This window comes from Nocardia sp. NPDC050378, assembly GCF_040655675.1.
Classification (GTDB): domain Bacteria; phylum Actinomycetota; class Actinomycetes; order Mycobacteriales; family Mycobacteriaceae; genus Nocardia; species Nocardia coubleae.
In genome coordinates, this window is sequence record NZ_JBFAKI010000010.1 from 177,377 (window position 1) to 192,476 (window position 15,100).

Genomic DNA, 15,100 nt, shown 5'->3' on the forward strand with positions numbered 1-15,100 from the left:
TCGATGAAGGTGGTCATCGCCGGTTCGTCCGGGCTGATCGGGACGGCGCTCGTCGCGGCTCTGCGCCGCGACGGGCACGAGGTGTCCCGGCTGGTGCGCCGCGCTCCCGCGGCACCGGACGAATTCGCGTGGGATCCCGCGCGCGCCCAGCTCGACGAGCGGGCGTTGCGCGGGGCCGACGCGGTGGTGAATCTGTGCGGCGCGAGTATCGGTGCGCGCCGCTGGAACGGCAGCTACAAGCAATTGTTGCGTGACAGCCGGATCACCCCCACCGATGTCCTCGCCACGGCGGTCGCCGCCGCGGGCGTGCCGACGCTGGTAAACGCCAGCGGCGCGCAGTACTACGGCGGCACCACCGGCGACTCGATCGTCGACGAAACCGCTTCCAGCGGAACAGGTTTCCTCGCGACCCTGTGTCGCGACTGGGAAGCGGCCACCGCGCCCGCCACGGATGCGGGCGTGCGCACGGTGCTGGTGCGCAGTGCGGTGGTGCTCGCCCGCAACGGTGGGATGCTGAGCATGTTGCACCCGCTGTACTGGCTCGGGCTCGGTGGCCGGTTGGGCAGCGGGCGCCAGTACACGCCGTGGATCTCCCTGGACGACGAGGTAGGGGCGATCGTCTTCGCGCTCACCCATCCCGACCTGTCCGGGCCGATCAACGCCGTCGGCCCGGCTCCGGTCACCAATGCCGAGTTCACCCGCGCGCTCGGTCGCGCCCTGCACCGCCCCGCCCCACTCATCGTGCCCGCGTTCGCGTTGCGGACGGCGGTCGGTGAGCTCGCGGACGAGGCGCTGCTCACCGGTCCACGGGCCATTCCCGCCGCGCTGGAAAAGGCGGGCTACACCTTCCAGCATCCGACCATCGGCGCCGCGCTCGCCGCGACCGTCGGCCGATCATGAAGGCGCCCATGCTGATTCGCGACGCCGACAAAGCCGACCTGCCGACCGTGCTGGAGATCCACAACGCCAACATCGCCGAGTCGACCGCGATCTGGGACACCGATCAGGTGGATCTCGACGACCGGCTCACCTGGTTCGCCGACCGCACCGCGGCGGGGATGCCGGTGCTGGTCGCCGAGATCGACGGCGAGGTGGCCGGTTACGCGTCCTACGGGCAGTGGCGACCCAAAACCGGCTACCGCTATTCCGTCGAGAACTCCGTCTATGTCGGTGAGCGTTTCCAGCGGCGCGGTGTTGCCACCGCCCTGCTCACCGAATTGATCGCTCGCGCAACTGATTCCGAGCGCGTGCACGCGATGATCGCCGCTATCGAGTCCGGCAACACCGCATCGATCGTCCTCCACGAACGGTTCGGGTTCCGGGTCGTCGGCGAATTGCCCGAGGTGGGCCACAAATTCGGTCGTTGGATGGACCTCACCCTCATGCAGCGGTTGTTTCCTCTCGAACCGCGCTGACATTCCGCAACCTGTCATCGGCGTCGCGAAACGATGCTTGAACGCTTCATCGTCTTTCCGGGGACGGCTACAGTCGGGTTATGGGCATCGACTGTTCGAGCGTTGTCACAGCACCCCGCGCCGAAGTGTTCCGCTGGTTCGAGCGGCCCGGCGCGTTCACCCGATTGGCGCCGCCGTGGCAGCCGGTGCGGCTGCTCGCGGAGTCCTCCGATCTGGCCCGTGGCGCCGCGGTTCTCGGTCTTCCCGGCGGCCTGCGCTGGATCGCCCGGCACGACCCCGCGGCCTACGATCCGCCCGCGTCTTTCGCCGACGAGGTCGCCGTCGACGGTCCGGCCTCGGCGCCGCTCGGCCGTCTGCTGCCGTGGCGGCACACCCACGAGTTCGCCGAGGTCGACCCTGAGCACACCGCGGTGATCGACCGTGTCGACACCCCGATCCCCACCCGTCTACTGCAGCCGATGTTCGACTATCGCTACCGTCAGCTCGCCGGTGATCTCGCGGCGCACCAGCGCGCCGCCGCAACAGGTTTCGCCGCCCGGACCATCGCGGTGACCGGGGCGTCCGGGCTGGTCGGCACCGCCTTGTGCGCATTCCTGTCCACCGGTGGGCACCGGGTGATCCGCCTGGTCCGCCGCCCGACCAGCGATCCCGCCGAACGCCACTGGAATCCTGACGATCCCGCACCGGAGCTACTGACGGGCGTCGACGCCGTCGTCCATTTGGCGGGCGCCGGGATCGCGGGCCGCTTCACCGACGAACACCGCCGCGCGATCGCCGACAGCCGCATCGGCCCCACCCGCGCCCTCGCCGAAACCGCCGCCCGCTGCGGTGTGCCCACCTTCGTCTCCGCCTCCGCCATCGGCTACTACGGCTACGACCGCGGCGACGAGGTCCTCACCGAGAACTCCACGCGCGGAGAAGGTTTCCTCGCCGACGTGGTCGCGGCCTGGGAGGCGGCAACCGAACCCGCCGCACACGCGGGCGTCCGCGTGGTCCGCGTCCGCACCGGCATCGTCCAATCCCCCGCAGGCGGCACCCTGCGCCTGCTGCGCCCCCTCTTCACCGCCGGTCTCGGCGGCCGCATCGGCCCCGGCACCCAGTGGCAGTCCTGGATCGGCATCGACGACCTCCTCGACATCTACCACCGCGCACTCTGGGACACCGCACTCGTCGGTCCGGTCAACGCGGTCGCCCCGAACCCCGTCCGCAATACCGACTACACCCACACCCTGGCCCACGTCCTCCGCCGCCCCGCCCTGCTACCTGTCCCGTCCTTCGGCCCCGCCCTACTCCTCGGCCGCCAGGGCGCCCGCGAACTCGCCGAAGCCGGCCAACGAGTCGACCCCACCCGCCTCACCGACTCCACACACCCGTTCCGCACCCCCGACCTCGAACAAACCCTCCGCCACCTCCTCGGCCGCTGACGATTCATTGCCGTTGATTCGCAGCGGCTTCGGTGTCGGCGAGTCGAGAGGAGTCGACACCGATCAGGGCGACCGCTTCGGTCAGCCCGTCGACGCGCTGTACCCCGGTTGGCAGCAGTACCTCCTGCCAACCCGGCCCGCCGACGAACACCCGCGCCCCGGCGGCCACGCCCGCGACGACTGCCGACGTCAACGCGGTGGATTCTCGTTGTGACCAGAGCAGGACCGAGGTCGGTCCGCTCGGCCGGGCCAGTGCGTCGGTGAGGGCGACAGTCGGCACATCCGCGCCGAGCATGCGCGCGCCTACCCCCTGCTCCGCCAGGGCGGCGCGCAGCACTTCGAGAGGGAGCGAATGGGTTTCGCCACCCGTGCAGGCCAGCAGGATGGTGTGGTCGGGGCGGGCGGGCGGGGCATGAGTGCGCTGCATGACCGAGGTGATGCACCACGACAGCAGATGTTCGACGTCGATACAGCCCTCGCCGCTGCTCTGGCGCGCCACGACATCGGCGAAGGCGGGTCTGCACAAACCGTCCCAGGTTTCCACGATGCCGACCGCGCGCACGTGTGCCTCGAGCAGCGCGATCACCCGGCCCGAGTCGAGCGCGAAGGCGGCCTCGAGCAGCGGCAAGCGATCGCCGGGCAGCACCGCGATGCCGCGCACGGTGGCGGCGGCACCGGCCGGGCTCGCGCCGTCACGAATCAGCGCGAGCATGCGTTCGAGCGCGGCGATGTCGGCCTCGGTGTAGAGACGGTGCTTGCCCGGGCGATCCTGTGCGGGACCGATGTCGTAGCGCCGGTTCCAGCTGCGCAGCGTGGCAGTCGGAATCCCGAGCCGGTCCGCCACGGCGCGCACCGTGTAACCGGCCGCATCGGGGACAGGGGCTGAACCGGCGGACATCGCTCCATTCTTGCCGATAACCCGATCATCCCGCCTTACCGACGTCATTCGGCGCCGCCGTCCGAACCCGCCGCTCACAGCACGCGCGTTCTCCGCGCCGCCCGCAGCACGCCCGGAATCGGCGCCGCCGGGCGGCGTTACGGCCGAAGTCGTCCGGCTGTCGGTGCGACTTCACCGCCGATGAATGCATCGTTTATGCATCGCTTATTGGTAAGCTATCGCTACCGACAATTTCGAGGAGCCCTTGTGCGTATTGCCCTGACGTCAGCGTTCCGCCGTTCGGCGGCGACCGCCCTCGTCGCCCTTGCGGTCACCGCCCTGTCCTCGGCCACGGCTGCCGCGGCGCCCCCGACTCCCGTTCCCTCCCTCGATCTGGACCGGTACCTCGGCGTCTGGCACCAACTGGCCGCCGTACCCCAGCCGTTCAACCTCGCGTGCGCGCGCGACACCACCGCCACCTACTCGCTCGACGAACGAGGCGATGTCGGCGTGTACAACCGCTGCCACACCTGGTCGGGCGGCATCGACGAGATCCGTGGCACCGCCACCGTCACCGACCCGGCCACGAACGCCCAGCTGAACGTCTCCTTCCCCGGCGTACCCGGCCAGGACGGAGAGACCGACTACATCGTCACCGCGCTCGGCCCGGAGTACTCGTGGGCGCTGGTCACTTCGCCGAGCCGCCTGTCCGGTTTCGTCCTGTCCCGCACACCAACCCTCGACGCGGCCGCATGGGACGACATCCACACCGCGATCGAGACGGCAGGCCAGAGCACCTGCCTGTACCTGACCACGCCGACCACCGGCGGCCGAAACGACATCGTCCCGCTGTGCACCCGATGACCGTCTCGATCGCCCTGTTCACGCGCGACCTGCGCCTGGCCGACAATCCCGTCCTCGACGCCGCCCGCCGGTCCGCCGACACGGTCGTGCCGCTGTTCGTCGTCGACGACGAAATCGTGCCCGCCCGCTGCCCACCCAACCGAGCGGCCTTCCTCGCCAGTGCCCTGACCGAACTCGACGCGGGCTTGCGTGACGTAGGCGGGCGCCTGGTCGTACGCCGTGGTCACGTCGCCACCGAGGTCGCGCGGGTGGTCGCCGAAACCGGCGCCAAGTCGGTGCACATCGCCCATGACTTCAGCGCCTTCGCCACCCGACGCGAAGCCGCCCTGCGCGCCGCGCTGTCGGACTGCACCGTTCACCCGCACTCGGCCGTGATCACCGCCGTCGACCCGTCTGCCCTGGCCCCGGCCACCGGCCGTGACTACTACGCCGTGTTCACCCCATACTTCCGACGCTGGGTAGACACCCATCGGCGCCGTCCACTGGACAGCCCCCACGCGCTTGCCGTACCCGACATCCCCAGTGCGGCAATACCTTCCGCCGCCGATCTGTCGCCCGGACAACCCTCCCCGAACTGCCCGACCGGCGGCGAGATCACCGGCCGCGCACTCCTGAGCAAGTGGCTGGCGGGCCCGATCGACGACTACGCCGACCGCAACGACGACCTCGCCGCCGACGCCACCTCACACCTGTCGCCGTACCTGCACTTCGGCTGCCTGTCCCCGGTCGAGGTCGTGCACCGCACGGACCTGTCCACCGAAGGCGGTCATGCCTTCGCCCGCCAGCTCGCATGGCGCGACTTCCACCATCAGCTGCTCGCCGCCCGCCCCGACACCGCGTCCACCAGCCTTCGCCCCGGCCCGTTCCCCGTGCGCCGAGATCCCCAGGCCGTCACCGCGTGGAAGGAGGGCCGCACCGGTTACCCGATCATCGATGCGGCGATGCGTCAGCTCGTCACCGACGGCTGGATGCCCGGACGTGCCCGCCTCATCACCGCGTCGTTCTTCACGAAAACCCTGCGCCTGGACTGGCGGATCGGCGCCGCTCATTTCCTGCACTGGCTCGTCGACGCGGATCTGGCCAACAACCAGCTCAACTGGCAGTGGGCCGCGGGCACCGGAACCGACACGCGCCCCAATCGCGTCCTCAACCCCCTCCGCCAGGCCGACCGTCACGACCCCGACGGCACCTACGTCCGCCGCCATCTCCCCGAACTGGCTCACCTGCCGGGCGGCGCCATCCACCGCCCGTGGCGCGCGGACCTGCCCGGCTCCGCCTATCCAGCACCGCTGGTCGACGTCGCGGGCATGTGACCCCGCGTCCTCTCGGCAACCGTGCGACACGGCGGCCCGACCATCCGTTGGCGTCGTCGGCCGCCGGGCGTAACGTCAGGATCGTGAACGACACGCGCCCCTCCGCGTCCGCCCGATTCGATACGACCCCGATCGTGGTCGAGGATCTCGGACTCATCGACTACCACGCCGCCTGGGAGCTGCAACGGCAGATCGCCGACGAACGCGCCGCAGGCGAGGGCACCGACCGACTGCTACTGCTGGAGCACCCGTCGGTCTACACCGCGGGCCGCCGCACCGAGGCCGACGATCTGCCCATCGACGGCAGCCCCGTGGTGCAGGTCGACCGGGGCGGCAAGATCACCTGGCACGGACCGGGGCAGCTCGTCGGCTACCCGATCATCCGGCTGGCCGAACCGGTCGATGTGGTGCAGTACGTGCGTCGTCTCGAAGAGGCGCTGATCGATGTGATCTCGAGTCTCGGCATCATCTGTGGACGTGTCGAGGGCCGATCGGGAGTGTGGTTGCCCGCCACCGACTACTTCGCCGAACGCAAGATCGCCGCGATCGGGGTCCGCGTGCAGCGCGGTGTCGCCCTGCACGGCATCTCGCTCAACTGCAACTCCGCCCTCGACGGTTTCCAGGCCATCGTGCCCTGCGGCATCAAGGACGCCGGTGTCACCACCCTGACCCGCGAGCTGGGTCGCGAGGTCACCGTCGCCGAAATCAAGCCGCTGGTCGCCACCGCGATTGTTGCCGCGCTCGACGGAGAAATTCCCGTCCGCCCGCATGACATCGATCGCACCACCGCCCCCGCGCCCGAGCGGGCCCCGAGCGTAGAGTCGGTGCAGTGAGCTCCGTAGACGCCTCTGCCCCCGCCGGACGCAAGCTGCTGCGCATCGAGGCGCGCAACGCGGAAACGCCGATCGAACGCAAACCCAAGTGGATTCGCACCCGCGCCACCATGGGCCCCGAGTACAGCGAGCTCAAGGGCCTGGTGAAACGCGAAGGCCTGCATACCGTCTGCGAGGAAGCGGGCTGCCCCAACATCTTCGAATGCTGGGAAGACCGTGAGGCCACCTTCCTCATCGGCGGCGAACAGTGCACCCGCCGCTGCGACTTCTGCCAGATCGACACCGGCAAACCCGCTGCCCTCGACCGCGACGAACCCCGCCGCGTCGCCGAGAGCGTGCAGGCCATGGGTCTGCGCTACTCCACCATCACCGGTGTGGCCCGCGACGACCTCGACGACGGCGGCGCCTGGCTCTACGCCGAAACCGTGCGCGCCATCAAGGCCCTCAACCCCGGCACCGGTGTCGAGCTGCTGATCCCCGACTTCAACGCCGACCCCGACCAGCTCGCCGAGGTGTTCTCCACTCGCCCCGAGGTGCTCGCCCACAATCTGGAAACGGTGCCGCGCATCTTCAAGCGCATCCGCCCCGCCTTCCGCTACGAGCGTTCCCTCGCGGTGATCACCGCGGCCCGCGAGGCAGGTTTGGTCACCAAGTCCAACCTCATCCTCGGCATGGGCGAAACCCCCGAAGAGGTCACCGAAGCGATGCGCGACCTGCACGAAGCCGGCTGCGACATCCTCACCATCACCCAGTACCTTCGCCCGTCCCCACGCCACCACCCCGTGGACCGCTGGGTGAAGCCCGAGGAATTCGTCGAACACTCCAAGGTCGCCGAACAACTCGGCTTCGCAGGCGTCATGGCAGGCCCCCTCGTCCGCTCCTCCTACCGAGCCGGCCGCCTCTACGCCCAGGCCATGACCCACCACGGCCGCGAAATCCCCGAAGCCATGGCCCACCTGGCCCAGGAAGGCACCGCCTCCCAGGAAGCCAGCTCGGTCCTGGCCCGCTACGGCAGCTAGTTAGACTGAGGCTTCCCTAAGTTTCCGGAAGGACCCATGTCGAAGTTCGAGAACGTCTCCGTCACTACCAAGGCCAATGTCTACTTCGACGGCAAATGCGTCAGCTACAGCCTCGAGTTGCCCGACGGCACCTCGAAGTCCGTCGGTGTGATCCAGCCGTCGAAGCTCACCTTCGGCACCAGCGCCCCGGAGATCATGGAACTGGTCGCGGGCGAGGCGAAGGTGACGCTGGCCGGCGATACCCAGCCCATCACCTACCGCGCGGGCGAGTCGTTCAAGGTCCCCGGCGACAGCTCGTTCGACATCGAGGTCGTCGACACCATGCACTACATCTGCCACTACGGCTGATCCACCGGGGTGCCGTCTCCACGACGGCACCCCGGCTTCCAGGTCAGAAGCTCTTGTGCGGCACGCCGACGGTGAGCCCGCCGTCGACCACGAACTCCGCGCCCGTCGAATACGAGGACTCGTCGGAGGCCAGGTAGGCGACCAGCGCCGACACCTCGTCGGGCTGGGCCGCGCGAGCCAGCGGAATCTGCAGGAAGTCGGCCGGGATTCCCTCGGTCATCGGGGTGCTGATGAGACCGGGATGGACCGAGTTGACGCGGATCCCCTGCGGCGCGAGTTCCAGCGCCGCCGACTTGGTGAGCCCACGGACCGCGAACTTCGTCGCCGTGTACCCGTGCAGCCCAGGGCTTCCCCGCATCCCCTCCACGGAAGAGATGTTGACGATCGACCCGCCGCTGGTCATCGCGGGGACCGCCGCCTGCATCCCGAGGAAGGTGCCGGTGAGGTTGATGTCGATGATGCGCTGCCATTCCTCGAGCGCGAAGTCGACGAGCAGGTTGCCGTTGACGATCCCGGCGTTGTTCACCAGCACATGCAGCCCGCCGAACTCCTCGACCGCCGTGCGCACCACCGCCTGCCACTGCTCGGGCTCGCGCACATCGAGGTGCTGATACCGCACCCCGAGTTCGCTTGCGAGAGCGGCACCTTCGTCGTCGAGCACGTCGCCGATCACCACCGACGCACCCTCGTCGACGAACCGGCGCGCGTGCGCGGCACCCATGCCCCGCGCACCGCCGCTGATCACCGCGACCTTGCCTGTCAACCGTCCCATACCACGAATCCTTCTGCCGACCCCTGCCGTTTACACCGTACGAGCGCAGAAGCGATTCGGGGCTATTTCACAAGGAACTCGTCCTTGTACAGCCGGTTCGGCCGGGGCGCCGTCGCTTCGCTGAGCTCGACCTGGTAGTCGCTCTGACGCATCGTCTTCGGCCGATAGCTGCCGCCGAAGGTCACCATCACCGACCCGCCGACCCCGTTCACGCCGCGCTCGGAGGTCGCTTCACGGCCCGCGTTGAACACCGTCGCCACATCGCGCCCGTCGTTACCGACCGCGATGGTCCCGTCGTGAAAGAACTGTACGAACGTCCCGTTGTCTGCCGCCACCGTCGCGGCGACCGTGTGTCCGAGCTCGGGTGTCAGGGCGAATTCGGCATCGCAGGCCTGGCGCCGGTCACCCGGTCCCGGTACGTCGAGTGTGCGCCCGATCCCGAGCAGTACCGTCTCGCCCAACGCGTTGTGCCGTTCGCGGCCCATTTCGGACCAGAGATGAGTGGTCGACCAGACCTTCACACGCCCGTCGTCGAAAAGCGACACCCGGTCGTCGGTGCCGTTGCTGAACAAGAATTTCGCGCTGTTGGGGGCCATCTATCGATCATGGTCGATGCAGCACGCCCCTGTCGCCCGGTTCGGCCGATACGGCACGATTCCACGGCGATGCAAATCCGCGAAACCGCTGGTACCAGCCGATTTCAGCAGGAAATATTCGTCGCACCCGAAGATTCGAACGAGATGTGCACGTGGTCATAGTGATTCTGGGTGGGGCTGCCACGGTCTTCCATGAACGACCAACCGCCGCCGTCGTTGTAGCGCTGCTTCCAGATCACGTAGGTGACGCCGAAGCGCTCCTTGTTGGCCAGCACGAATTCGGCGATCGCGTCGCCCACGCCGCCGCTGGTCATCACGTCGAGCGCGAGCCCGGCACCGTGGTCACCGTCGTAGCGGCCGTGCGCCCCGCCGATATCGCTGATACCGAACATCTTCTGCAGCAGGTGGCTCACCTGCGCCACGTGCGGCTGCACGCCCTTCCACTCGGTGTCACACGGGGTGGTGGCATGCATCAGTGACAGCGTGGCCGACTCGTCGAGGGCGGAAACCGGCGCCGGCTCGGGTTCCACGAACGCGGCCGCGGCGGCGATCGGGTCGGGGTCGACTGTCGAGGTGGTCTGCGGTTCTACCGCGGCGGCCTCCTGGACCGCAGGCCCCGGCCGGATCGTCATCCACAGCATGGCCGGGACTGTCGCAGCGACACTCCACACGGCAAGCTGAGCGCGCCCACGCGGCGGCGCCGGTTTGCGATGTTGACCACGCACGATGTCGATCACCAGCTACTCGTAGAGGACAAGGTCACCGCTACATTACGAAATGGTCGCGGAAATGTCACGCCGCACGTATGACGTGCGGTCGGAAAAGCATCCCGCATGCCGGACGATCGCGCAACCAGCACGCTGTGATCTCGATCCGAGGGCTTTGTCGGCACCTCACCGTTGCACCGGTTTCGTGCGGCGACGAAATCAGGAGACCTGCCCAGCCTTGCCGACGGCCTGGGTCCGCGTCAGCTCGACCCGCACCGTCTGCGCCAGGCGCAACAGGTCTTTCACCAAGCCGGGGCGGTCCGCCTCTTCCAGCCATGGTTGAGCGAATTTCACACTGCGCGAATCATTTTCGAATCTTTCACAAATGCCGATCTTTTCCACTCCCCAGTATCGTCACCCGCACCGACATCCGTACCGCATCGAATGGAGACGGCCCGTGCCGGACACCCTGCACCAGCTCACCACCACGCTCGGCACCCCGCCCCCACCCGAGTTCGCCGCCCTCACACCCGACGAACTCGCCACCCTGAACACCTATGTCCAGGCCGCCCTCGACCAGCGCAAAGCCGCCCTCGACGACGCGCTCGACTCCGGCCTGCGCCTCATTCCCCGCCTGGCCCGCCCCGCCGTGAAGAAGGTGCTCGGACTATGACCGCGTCCCACCACACCGCCGCCGAGATCGCCCGCCTGTCCGCCACCCTCGGCCGTCCCACCGCCGACCTCGAATTCCTCGCCGCCCTCCCCCCGACCGCCCTGCGCGCCTTCCGCGACCAGATCAGCGACCGCATCTCGGCCCGCGAGGCCCGGCGCATGCAAAAGACCGCCGCCGCAGCGAAATTGGTGCCGCCGACCATCGCCGCCAAGATCACCGAAGCCGCCTTCGGCCCCGTCCTCGCCGCCGCGATCGCCGGTTCCGTCGACCCGGCCCGCGCCGTCGCCATCGCGAGCGCCCTGTCCCCGGTGTTCCTCGCCGACGTCGCCGTCACCCTCGACCCCCGCCGCGCCGCCGAGGTGATCGCCGAGATCCCCGACCGCATGGCCGCCGACGTCGCCCGCGAATTGCTCAGCCGCCGCGACTACCTCACCATGGGCCGCCTGGCCACCTCGGTCCCCGACGACGTCCTGCGCGTAGCCCTGCCCCACGCCGCCGACATCGACCTCCTCCACGTCGGCTACCACCTCGAAGACCCCAGCGCCGCCGACCGCCTCCTGTCGCTCATCACCGACCGCCTCCCCGGCCTCATCCACGCCACCAACGCCGAGGGCCACTGGCCCGAAGCCATCGCCCTGCTCGACACTCTCGGCCCCACCCAACGCTCCCACCTGGCCGACGAAGTCGCCGCCCAGCACGTCGAAATTCTCGACGGTCTACTCACCACCGTCACGGCTGTCGGCGCCTGGGACACCTTGCTCCCGGTAGCCGCAGGCATGCAGACAAGCGGCCTGAAGCGACTGGCAGCGCGCCCGATCATGCAGGACCCGACCGTCCTCACCACCATCGCCGACCTGGCCCTCACCCACAATCTCTGGCTGGACCTGCTCCCTCTCGCCAACCACCTGTCCGACACCCAGCTCCGAACCGTCGCCGAGCGGATAGCCGCCGAATCCGACGATTCCCTCACCACCCTGATAGATCAGGCGCATCACGAAAACCATTGGGACACCCTGATTCCCGTCGCCCTGGCCCTCGACGAAGCAGCCCGCGCCCGCTTGGCCGCCCTCCCCGTCATGCACCGCCCCGACACCCTCACCGCCGCGATCACCACCACCGCCGCCCACAACCTGTGGCCCGAAGCCCTTCCCCTACTGCACGTCCTGCCCGACACCACCCACCCCTTGCTCGCCATCGCGATCAGCGATCTGTCCGACGACAGCTTCCTCGCCGCCGTCGAAGCCGCACCTGCCGCGGGCTGCACCACCACAATGGTGAAAATCGCACTCCGCCAGGACAGCCCGGCACGATCGCGATCCTTCGCCCTGCTCGACGAGGTCGAGAACCTGGACGACCTCGTCGGCACTTTCACGCCGACGGATTCCGCCGTGTGGGACGACCTGCACACGATCCGCACCGAGCTCCCGCCAAGAATCCGGCAATCGCTGGCCGTCCAGGCGAAACAATGCGGGCACAACGCCCTCGCCGAGGATCTACCTGTATAGGCTGTCGGCTGCGATCGCGCGTAGGCCGGGAGGGGGCACCGTGGGGGACATCGAGGCGACAGAACGATCCGACACGGAAGTGGGCGGCGGTACATCCAGTCCACTACCGACACTGCACCGTGAACTCGGCCGCACGGCCCGATACCAGGCGCTGGCTGCCGCATTCGCCACAGGGCTCCTGACCGGCGGGACCACGCTCTCGCTCTACAGCTTGTTCGGCACAGCACAGGTCACGGTCAGCACGACGTACGCGCAGGCCGGACACTTCGCGGCGCTCGCAGGCATCCTCGGTGGGGTTGTGCTGGCGATCACTGTCGCGGCATGGGTCGCCGGCCGCGCGCGGAATGCCGACCTGTGGAGCACCCACCACCGGTGGGAACTGGCCGCGACCGGGACCGTCGCACTCGTCCTCGCCTTTCTCACCGTGAGGTCGTGGAGCGAGCATCTACCGAGCAGCTACACCGCCCTACGCGCCGAAATGCCTTACTTCGCACAACTTCCCACGGCGGTCGGCGCCACAGCGCTGGTCACCCTCGGCTCGATCCTGGTGCTGCCCCTGGTTTTTCACATGGGTGTCGCCAGAACACTCGCCCGCGGCACCATGACGACCGCGGTAGCGGTCGGACTGGTCCTCGCGGCGACGCTCGGTGTGCTCACCGTGCGCGCCGGCGACGACAGCCTCAACGTCGACCATCGCACCGCGGCCCCGGCCGAGATCCCTTCCACACCAGAGGAGTTCGGTGCCGAAGCCTTCCGGCTTCAGCTGCCGCCATTGAACAACCGACCGGAGGCGACCGGCCGCGAAGTCCTCGCGGCGGGCAGCGGATTTCTCGTGATCGGTGTCGACGGACTCCGCGCTTACGACGGCGCGACCGGCGCACCCCGCTGGCACTACCTGCGCCGACCCCAATCGGGAAAGCGCGCGATGGCATACGACCGCGGCTCAGCCGTCGTCACCGCCGACCACTCCGTAGTCACCACCCGCTGGACGAATCGCTACGACGATCCCAGCCGAATCACCTTCGATGCCATCACCGGCGAGGTCCTGTGGACCTCCGACGACACCAACGACTTCACCACGACCTCCACCGGCCGCCTTCTCGGCGCGTCATCGACCACCTTGATCGTGGAAACCGAAACCACCGTCGCGGGCTACGACGCCCGCACCGGCGCTCACCGGTGGACAGCACAGACCGACGGTAACTGCCGATCCACCCGAATCTCCCCCGGGGTCACCGCGAACGCCGTCTACCGCGTCCTCCGATGCGGCGGCTCGACCTGGCGAATCATCGCGCTGGATCCCGGCACCGGCCGGGCCGTGAGCCACCGCGACCTGCTCGCTCCGGCATCGGCCGAGCCAATGCTCACCCTGCGAGGCAACACCGTGGTCGTCAGCTCCCGCAGCTCCGAGGGTAACCAATATCTTCTGATCAGCGACCCGGCCAGCCTGTCGACCACCCCCGTCCACACCTCCGACGACCCCGTCGCGACAGCCCCCACCGGGCCCACCACCGTCGACAACATCTGTAAACCCCGTGCCTCCGAGCGAATTCTCCCCGTACCGTCATCGAACCTGGTGGTCTGCCAGAACGACGAGTCCATAGGAAACGCCACCCTCGACATCATCGGGTTCCGCTGAACCCCCTGCCGACAGCTCATCTCGCACAAGCAGCCGAGTTCGCCGCACCATGCCCCTGAAGCGTCGGCCCGGCGAGTCCCTCGCCACACACAGCGACTCCAATGCCGGTGTGGCCCACCAAATATCTTCGGACGATCCCCCACTCGCAGCTAAGATCGGTCATCCGGGAGTCATTCTCCGGGGGATACACCGAAGTAGGGGTAGAGAATGAAATCGACACTCGTCATCGCCATCGCGGCACTGTCCGCCCTCACACTCACCGGTTGCTCGTCGGACGCCGATGTGGTCTCCGAGAACCTGTCCAAGGAATCCGACCAGTTCAAGATCAACCGCCGCGTGGTCTTCTTCAACGGCATCACCGACAAATACCTGCTCTCGGTTGAGGGCAAGTGCTCGATCAAGGACGAGAACAACCAACTAGAGGTCACCTGCAAAACCGGCGACGACGAATACAAGAAGCACTTCCTCGGCCTATCCGACAACGTCAGCTATTTCGTAGAACAACTAGAACCCGCCGAGGTAGACCGCTACCACTACAAGGTGATCTTCAAGCCCGAAGTAATCCTCCCCGACGTCGACCGCCCCTGACCGAGCGACGTTCTGCCGACTACGACAGACTGCCGATCTCCGCGTCGAGATCCGCTGCGAGCCGCAGCATCTGCTCCCCCGCCTCGAGCACCACGGTGGTCGAGGCGGTCCAGTTGCCGTCGTCATGCCGCCAGGGCCGCACTGTCCATGTCAGTCCGACGTGCCCCCGAGACGCGAAGACCGCATCGATCCGCAAGTCGCGGTCGATGCTCTCCCACACCCGGACGCCGTCCCATCCCGCGAAGTCATCGATGAGACTCTCGATGAACGCGACCAGATTGCGGTCGCCCATGAGTGACACCGTCACTCGGTGCAGCACGGCGGCCATTCCAGGCCCGCCGACCTGAACACAAACCCGGGCCGAGGTGTCACCCCAGGGATCGACTCGATTCCACAGCCGAACCCATGTCCCGTAACCAGGTTCGCCCAGGCAAACACCTCGGTCCGAGTCCGAATTCTGGTCGCAGTCACAGTCCATCGCCGCATGCTAACCGCGACGATAGGTGCGGCGTCGTTCGCAACGACCC

At 68.1% G+C, this 15,100-nt stretch carries 18 protein-coding genes; 12 read left to right on the forward strand and 6 right to left on the reverse strand.

Features of this window, described 5'->3' with window-relative positions; translation table 11 throughout:
* Window positions 1–3 precede the first annotated feature (3 nt).
* The 3 genes from AB0I35_RS22275 to AB0I35_RS22285 all read left to right on the forward strand — a co-directional run bounded on the left by AB0I35_RS22275 (window position 4) and on the right by AB0I35_RS22285 (window position 2,839).
* Complete coding sequence (locus AB0I35_RS22275; RefSeq protein ID WP_357398067.1) at window positions 4–900, forward strand: TIGR01777 family oxidoreductase; 897 nt, start codon at window positions 4–6, stop codon at window positions 898–900.
* A gap of 8 nt (window positions 901–908) precedes the next feature.
* Complete coding sequence (locus tag AB0I35_RS22280; RefSeq protein ID WP_357398068.1) at window positions 909–1,415, forward strand: N-acetyltransferase family protein; 507 nt, start codon at window positions 909–911, stop codon at window positions 1,413–1,415.
* A gap of 80 nt (window positions 1,416–1,495) precedes the next feature.
* Window positions 1,496–2,839: a TIGR01777 family oxidoreductase gene (locus tag AB0I35_RS22285; protein WP_357398070.1), complete on the forward strand. Its 1,344-nt coding sequence runs from the start codon at window positions 1,496–1,498 to the stop codon at window positions 2,837–2,839.
* Window positions 2,840–2,843: 4 nt separating this feature from the next.
* Here AB0I35_RS22285 and AB0I35_RS22290 read toward each other — a convergent pair whose 3' ends face one another.
* A complete protein-coding gene (locus AB0I35_RS22290) occupies window positions 2,844–3,737 on the reverse strand; it encodes a MerR family transcriptional regulator (protein ID WP_357398071.1) in 894 nt (297 codons plus the stop codon).
* Window positions 3,738–4,055: 318 nt separating this feature from the next.
* On the opposite strand from AB0I35_RS22290, the gene AB0I35_RS22295 reads away from it, so the two are divergent.
* The 5 genes from AB0I35_RS22295 to AB0I35_RS22315 all read left to right on the forward strand — a co-directional run bounded on the left by AB0I35_RS22295 (window position 4,056) and on the right by AB0I35_RS22315 (window position 8,093).
* Complete coding sequence (locus AB0I35_RS22295; protein WP_357398133.1) at window positions 4,056–4,580, forward strand: lipocalin family protein; 525 nt, start codon at window positions 4,056–4,058, stop codon at window positions 4,578–4,580.
* Window positions 4,577–5,893 carry a deoxyribodipyrimidine photo-lyase gene (locus AB0I35_RS22300; protein WP_357398072.1) on the forward strand — a complete coding sequence of 439 codons (1,317 nt, stop codon included), beginning with the start codon at window positions 4,577–4,579 and terminating at the stop codon, window positions 5,891–5,893. Before AB0I35_RS22295 ends, AB0I35_RS22300 begins: the two co-directional genes overlap by 4 nt.
* Before the next feature lie 83 nt (window positions 5,894–5,976).
* Window positions 5,977–6,726, forward strand: a complete 750-nt coding sequence (lipB, locus tag AB0I35_RS22305; protein ID WP_357398073.1) for a lipoyl(octanoyl) transferase LipB — start codon at window positions 5,977–5,979, stop codon at window positions 6,724–6,726.
* Window positions 6,723–7,745, forward strand: coding sequence for a lipoyl synthase (lipA, locus tag AB0I35_RS22310; RefSeq protein WP_067496062.1), 1,023 nt, complete (start codon window positions 6,723–6,725; stop codon window positions 7,743–7,745). The genes lipB and lipA overlap by 4 nt, the downstream gene beginning before the upstream one ends.
* A 36-nt stretch (window positions 7,746–7,781) precedes the next feature.
* Window positions 7,782–8,093 carry a pyrimidine/purine nucleoside phosphorylase gene (locus AB0I35_RS22315; protein ID WP_357398074.1) on the forward strand — a complete coding sequence of 104 codons (312 nt, stop codon included), beginning with the start codon at window positions 7,782–7,784 and terminating at the stop codon, window positions 8,091–8,093.
* 43 nt (window positions 8,094–8,136) lie between these two features.
* On the opposite strand, the gene AB0I35_RS22320 is transcribed toward AB0I35_RS22315, so the two are convergent.
* From AB0I35_RS22320 to AB0I35_RS22335, 4 genes are all read right to left on the reverse strand, one after another.
* Complete coding sequence (locus AB0I35_RS22320) at window positions 8,137–8,865, reverse strand: SDR family oxidoreductase (protein WP_357398075.1); 729 nt, start codon at window positions 8,863–8,865, stop codon at window positions 8,137–8,139.
* Window positions 8,866–8,927: 62 nt separating this feature from the next.
* On the reverse strand, window positions 8,928–9,461 hold the full coding sequence (locus AB0I35_RS22325) for a hypothetical protein (protein WP_357398077.1): 534 nt from the start codon (window positions 9,459–9,461) through the stop codon (window positions 8,928–8,930).
* A gap of 104 nt (window positions 9,462–9,565) precedes the next feature.
* On the reverse strand, window positions 9,566–10,102 hold the full coding sequence (locus AB0I35_RS22330; RefSeq protein ID WP_357152152.1) for a hypothetical protein: 537 nt from the start codon (window positions 10,100–10,102) through the stop codon (window positions 9,566–9,568).
* A 285-nt stretch (window positions 10,103–10,387) separates the two neighbouring features.
* The gene (locus tag AB0I35_RS22335; protein ID WP_357398078.1) at window positions 10,388–10,570 is read right to left on the reverse strand and encodes a hypothetical protein; all 183 of its coding nucleotides are present in this window, start codon (window positions 10,568–10,570) and stop codon (window positions 10,388–10,390) included.
* A 55-nt stretch (window positions 10,571–10,625) separates the two neighbouring features.
* On the opposite strand from AB0I35_RS22335, the gene AB0I35_RS22340 reads away from it, so the two are divergent.
* The 4 genes from AB0I35_RS22340 to AB0I35_RS22355 all read left to right on the forward strand — a co-directional run bounded on the left by AB0I35_RS22340 (window position 10,626) and on the right by AB0I35_RS22355 (window position 14,573).
* A complete protein-coding gene (locus tag AB0I35_RS22340) occupies window positions 10,626–10,841 on the forward strand; it encodes a hypothetical protein (protein ID WP_357398079.1) in 216 nt (71 codons plus the stop codon).
* Window positions 10,838–12,346, forward strand: a complete 1,509-nt coding sequence (locus AB0I35_RS22345) for a hypothetical protein (protein ID WP_357398080.1) — start codon at window positions 10,838–10,840, stop codon at window positions 12,344–12,346. The genes AB0I35_RS22340 and AB0I35_RS22345 overlap by 4 nt, the downstream gene beginning before the upstream one ends.
* 40 nt (window positions 12,347–12,386) lie before the next feature.
* On the forward strand, window positions 12,387–13,985 hold the full coding sequence (locus AB0I35_RS22350) for a PQQ-binding-like beta-propeller repeat protein (RefSeq protein WP_357398082.1): 1,599 nt from the start codon (window positions 12,387–12,389) through the stop codon (window positions 13,983–13,985).
* A 207-nt stretch (window positions 13,986–14,192) separates the two neighbouring features.
* On the forward strand, window positions 14,193–14,573 hold the full coding sequence (locus tag AB0I35_RS22355) for a hypothetical protein (RefSeq protein WP_357398084.1): 381 nt from the start codon (window positions 14,193–14,195) through the stop codon (window positions 14,571–14,573).
* 19 nt (window positions 14,574–14,592) lie between these two features.
* Here the strand turns inward: AB0I35_RS22355 and AB0I35_RS22360 are convergent, their stop codons facing one another.
* Window positions 14,593–15,051 (reverse strand): DUF6228 family protein, encoded by a 459-nt coding sequence (locus AB0I35_RS22360; protein ID WP_357398085.1) that lies wholly within the window; start codon window positions 15,049–15,051, stop codon window positions 14,593–14,595.
* Window positions 15,052–15,100: the final 49 nt, after the last annotated feature.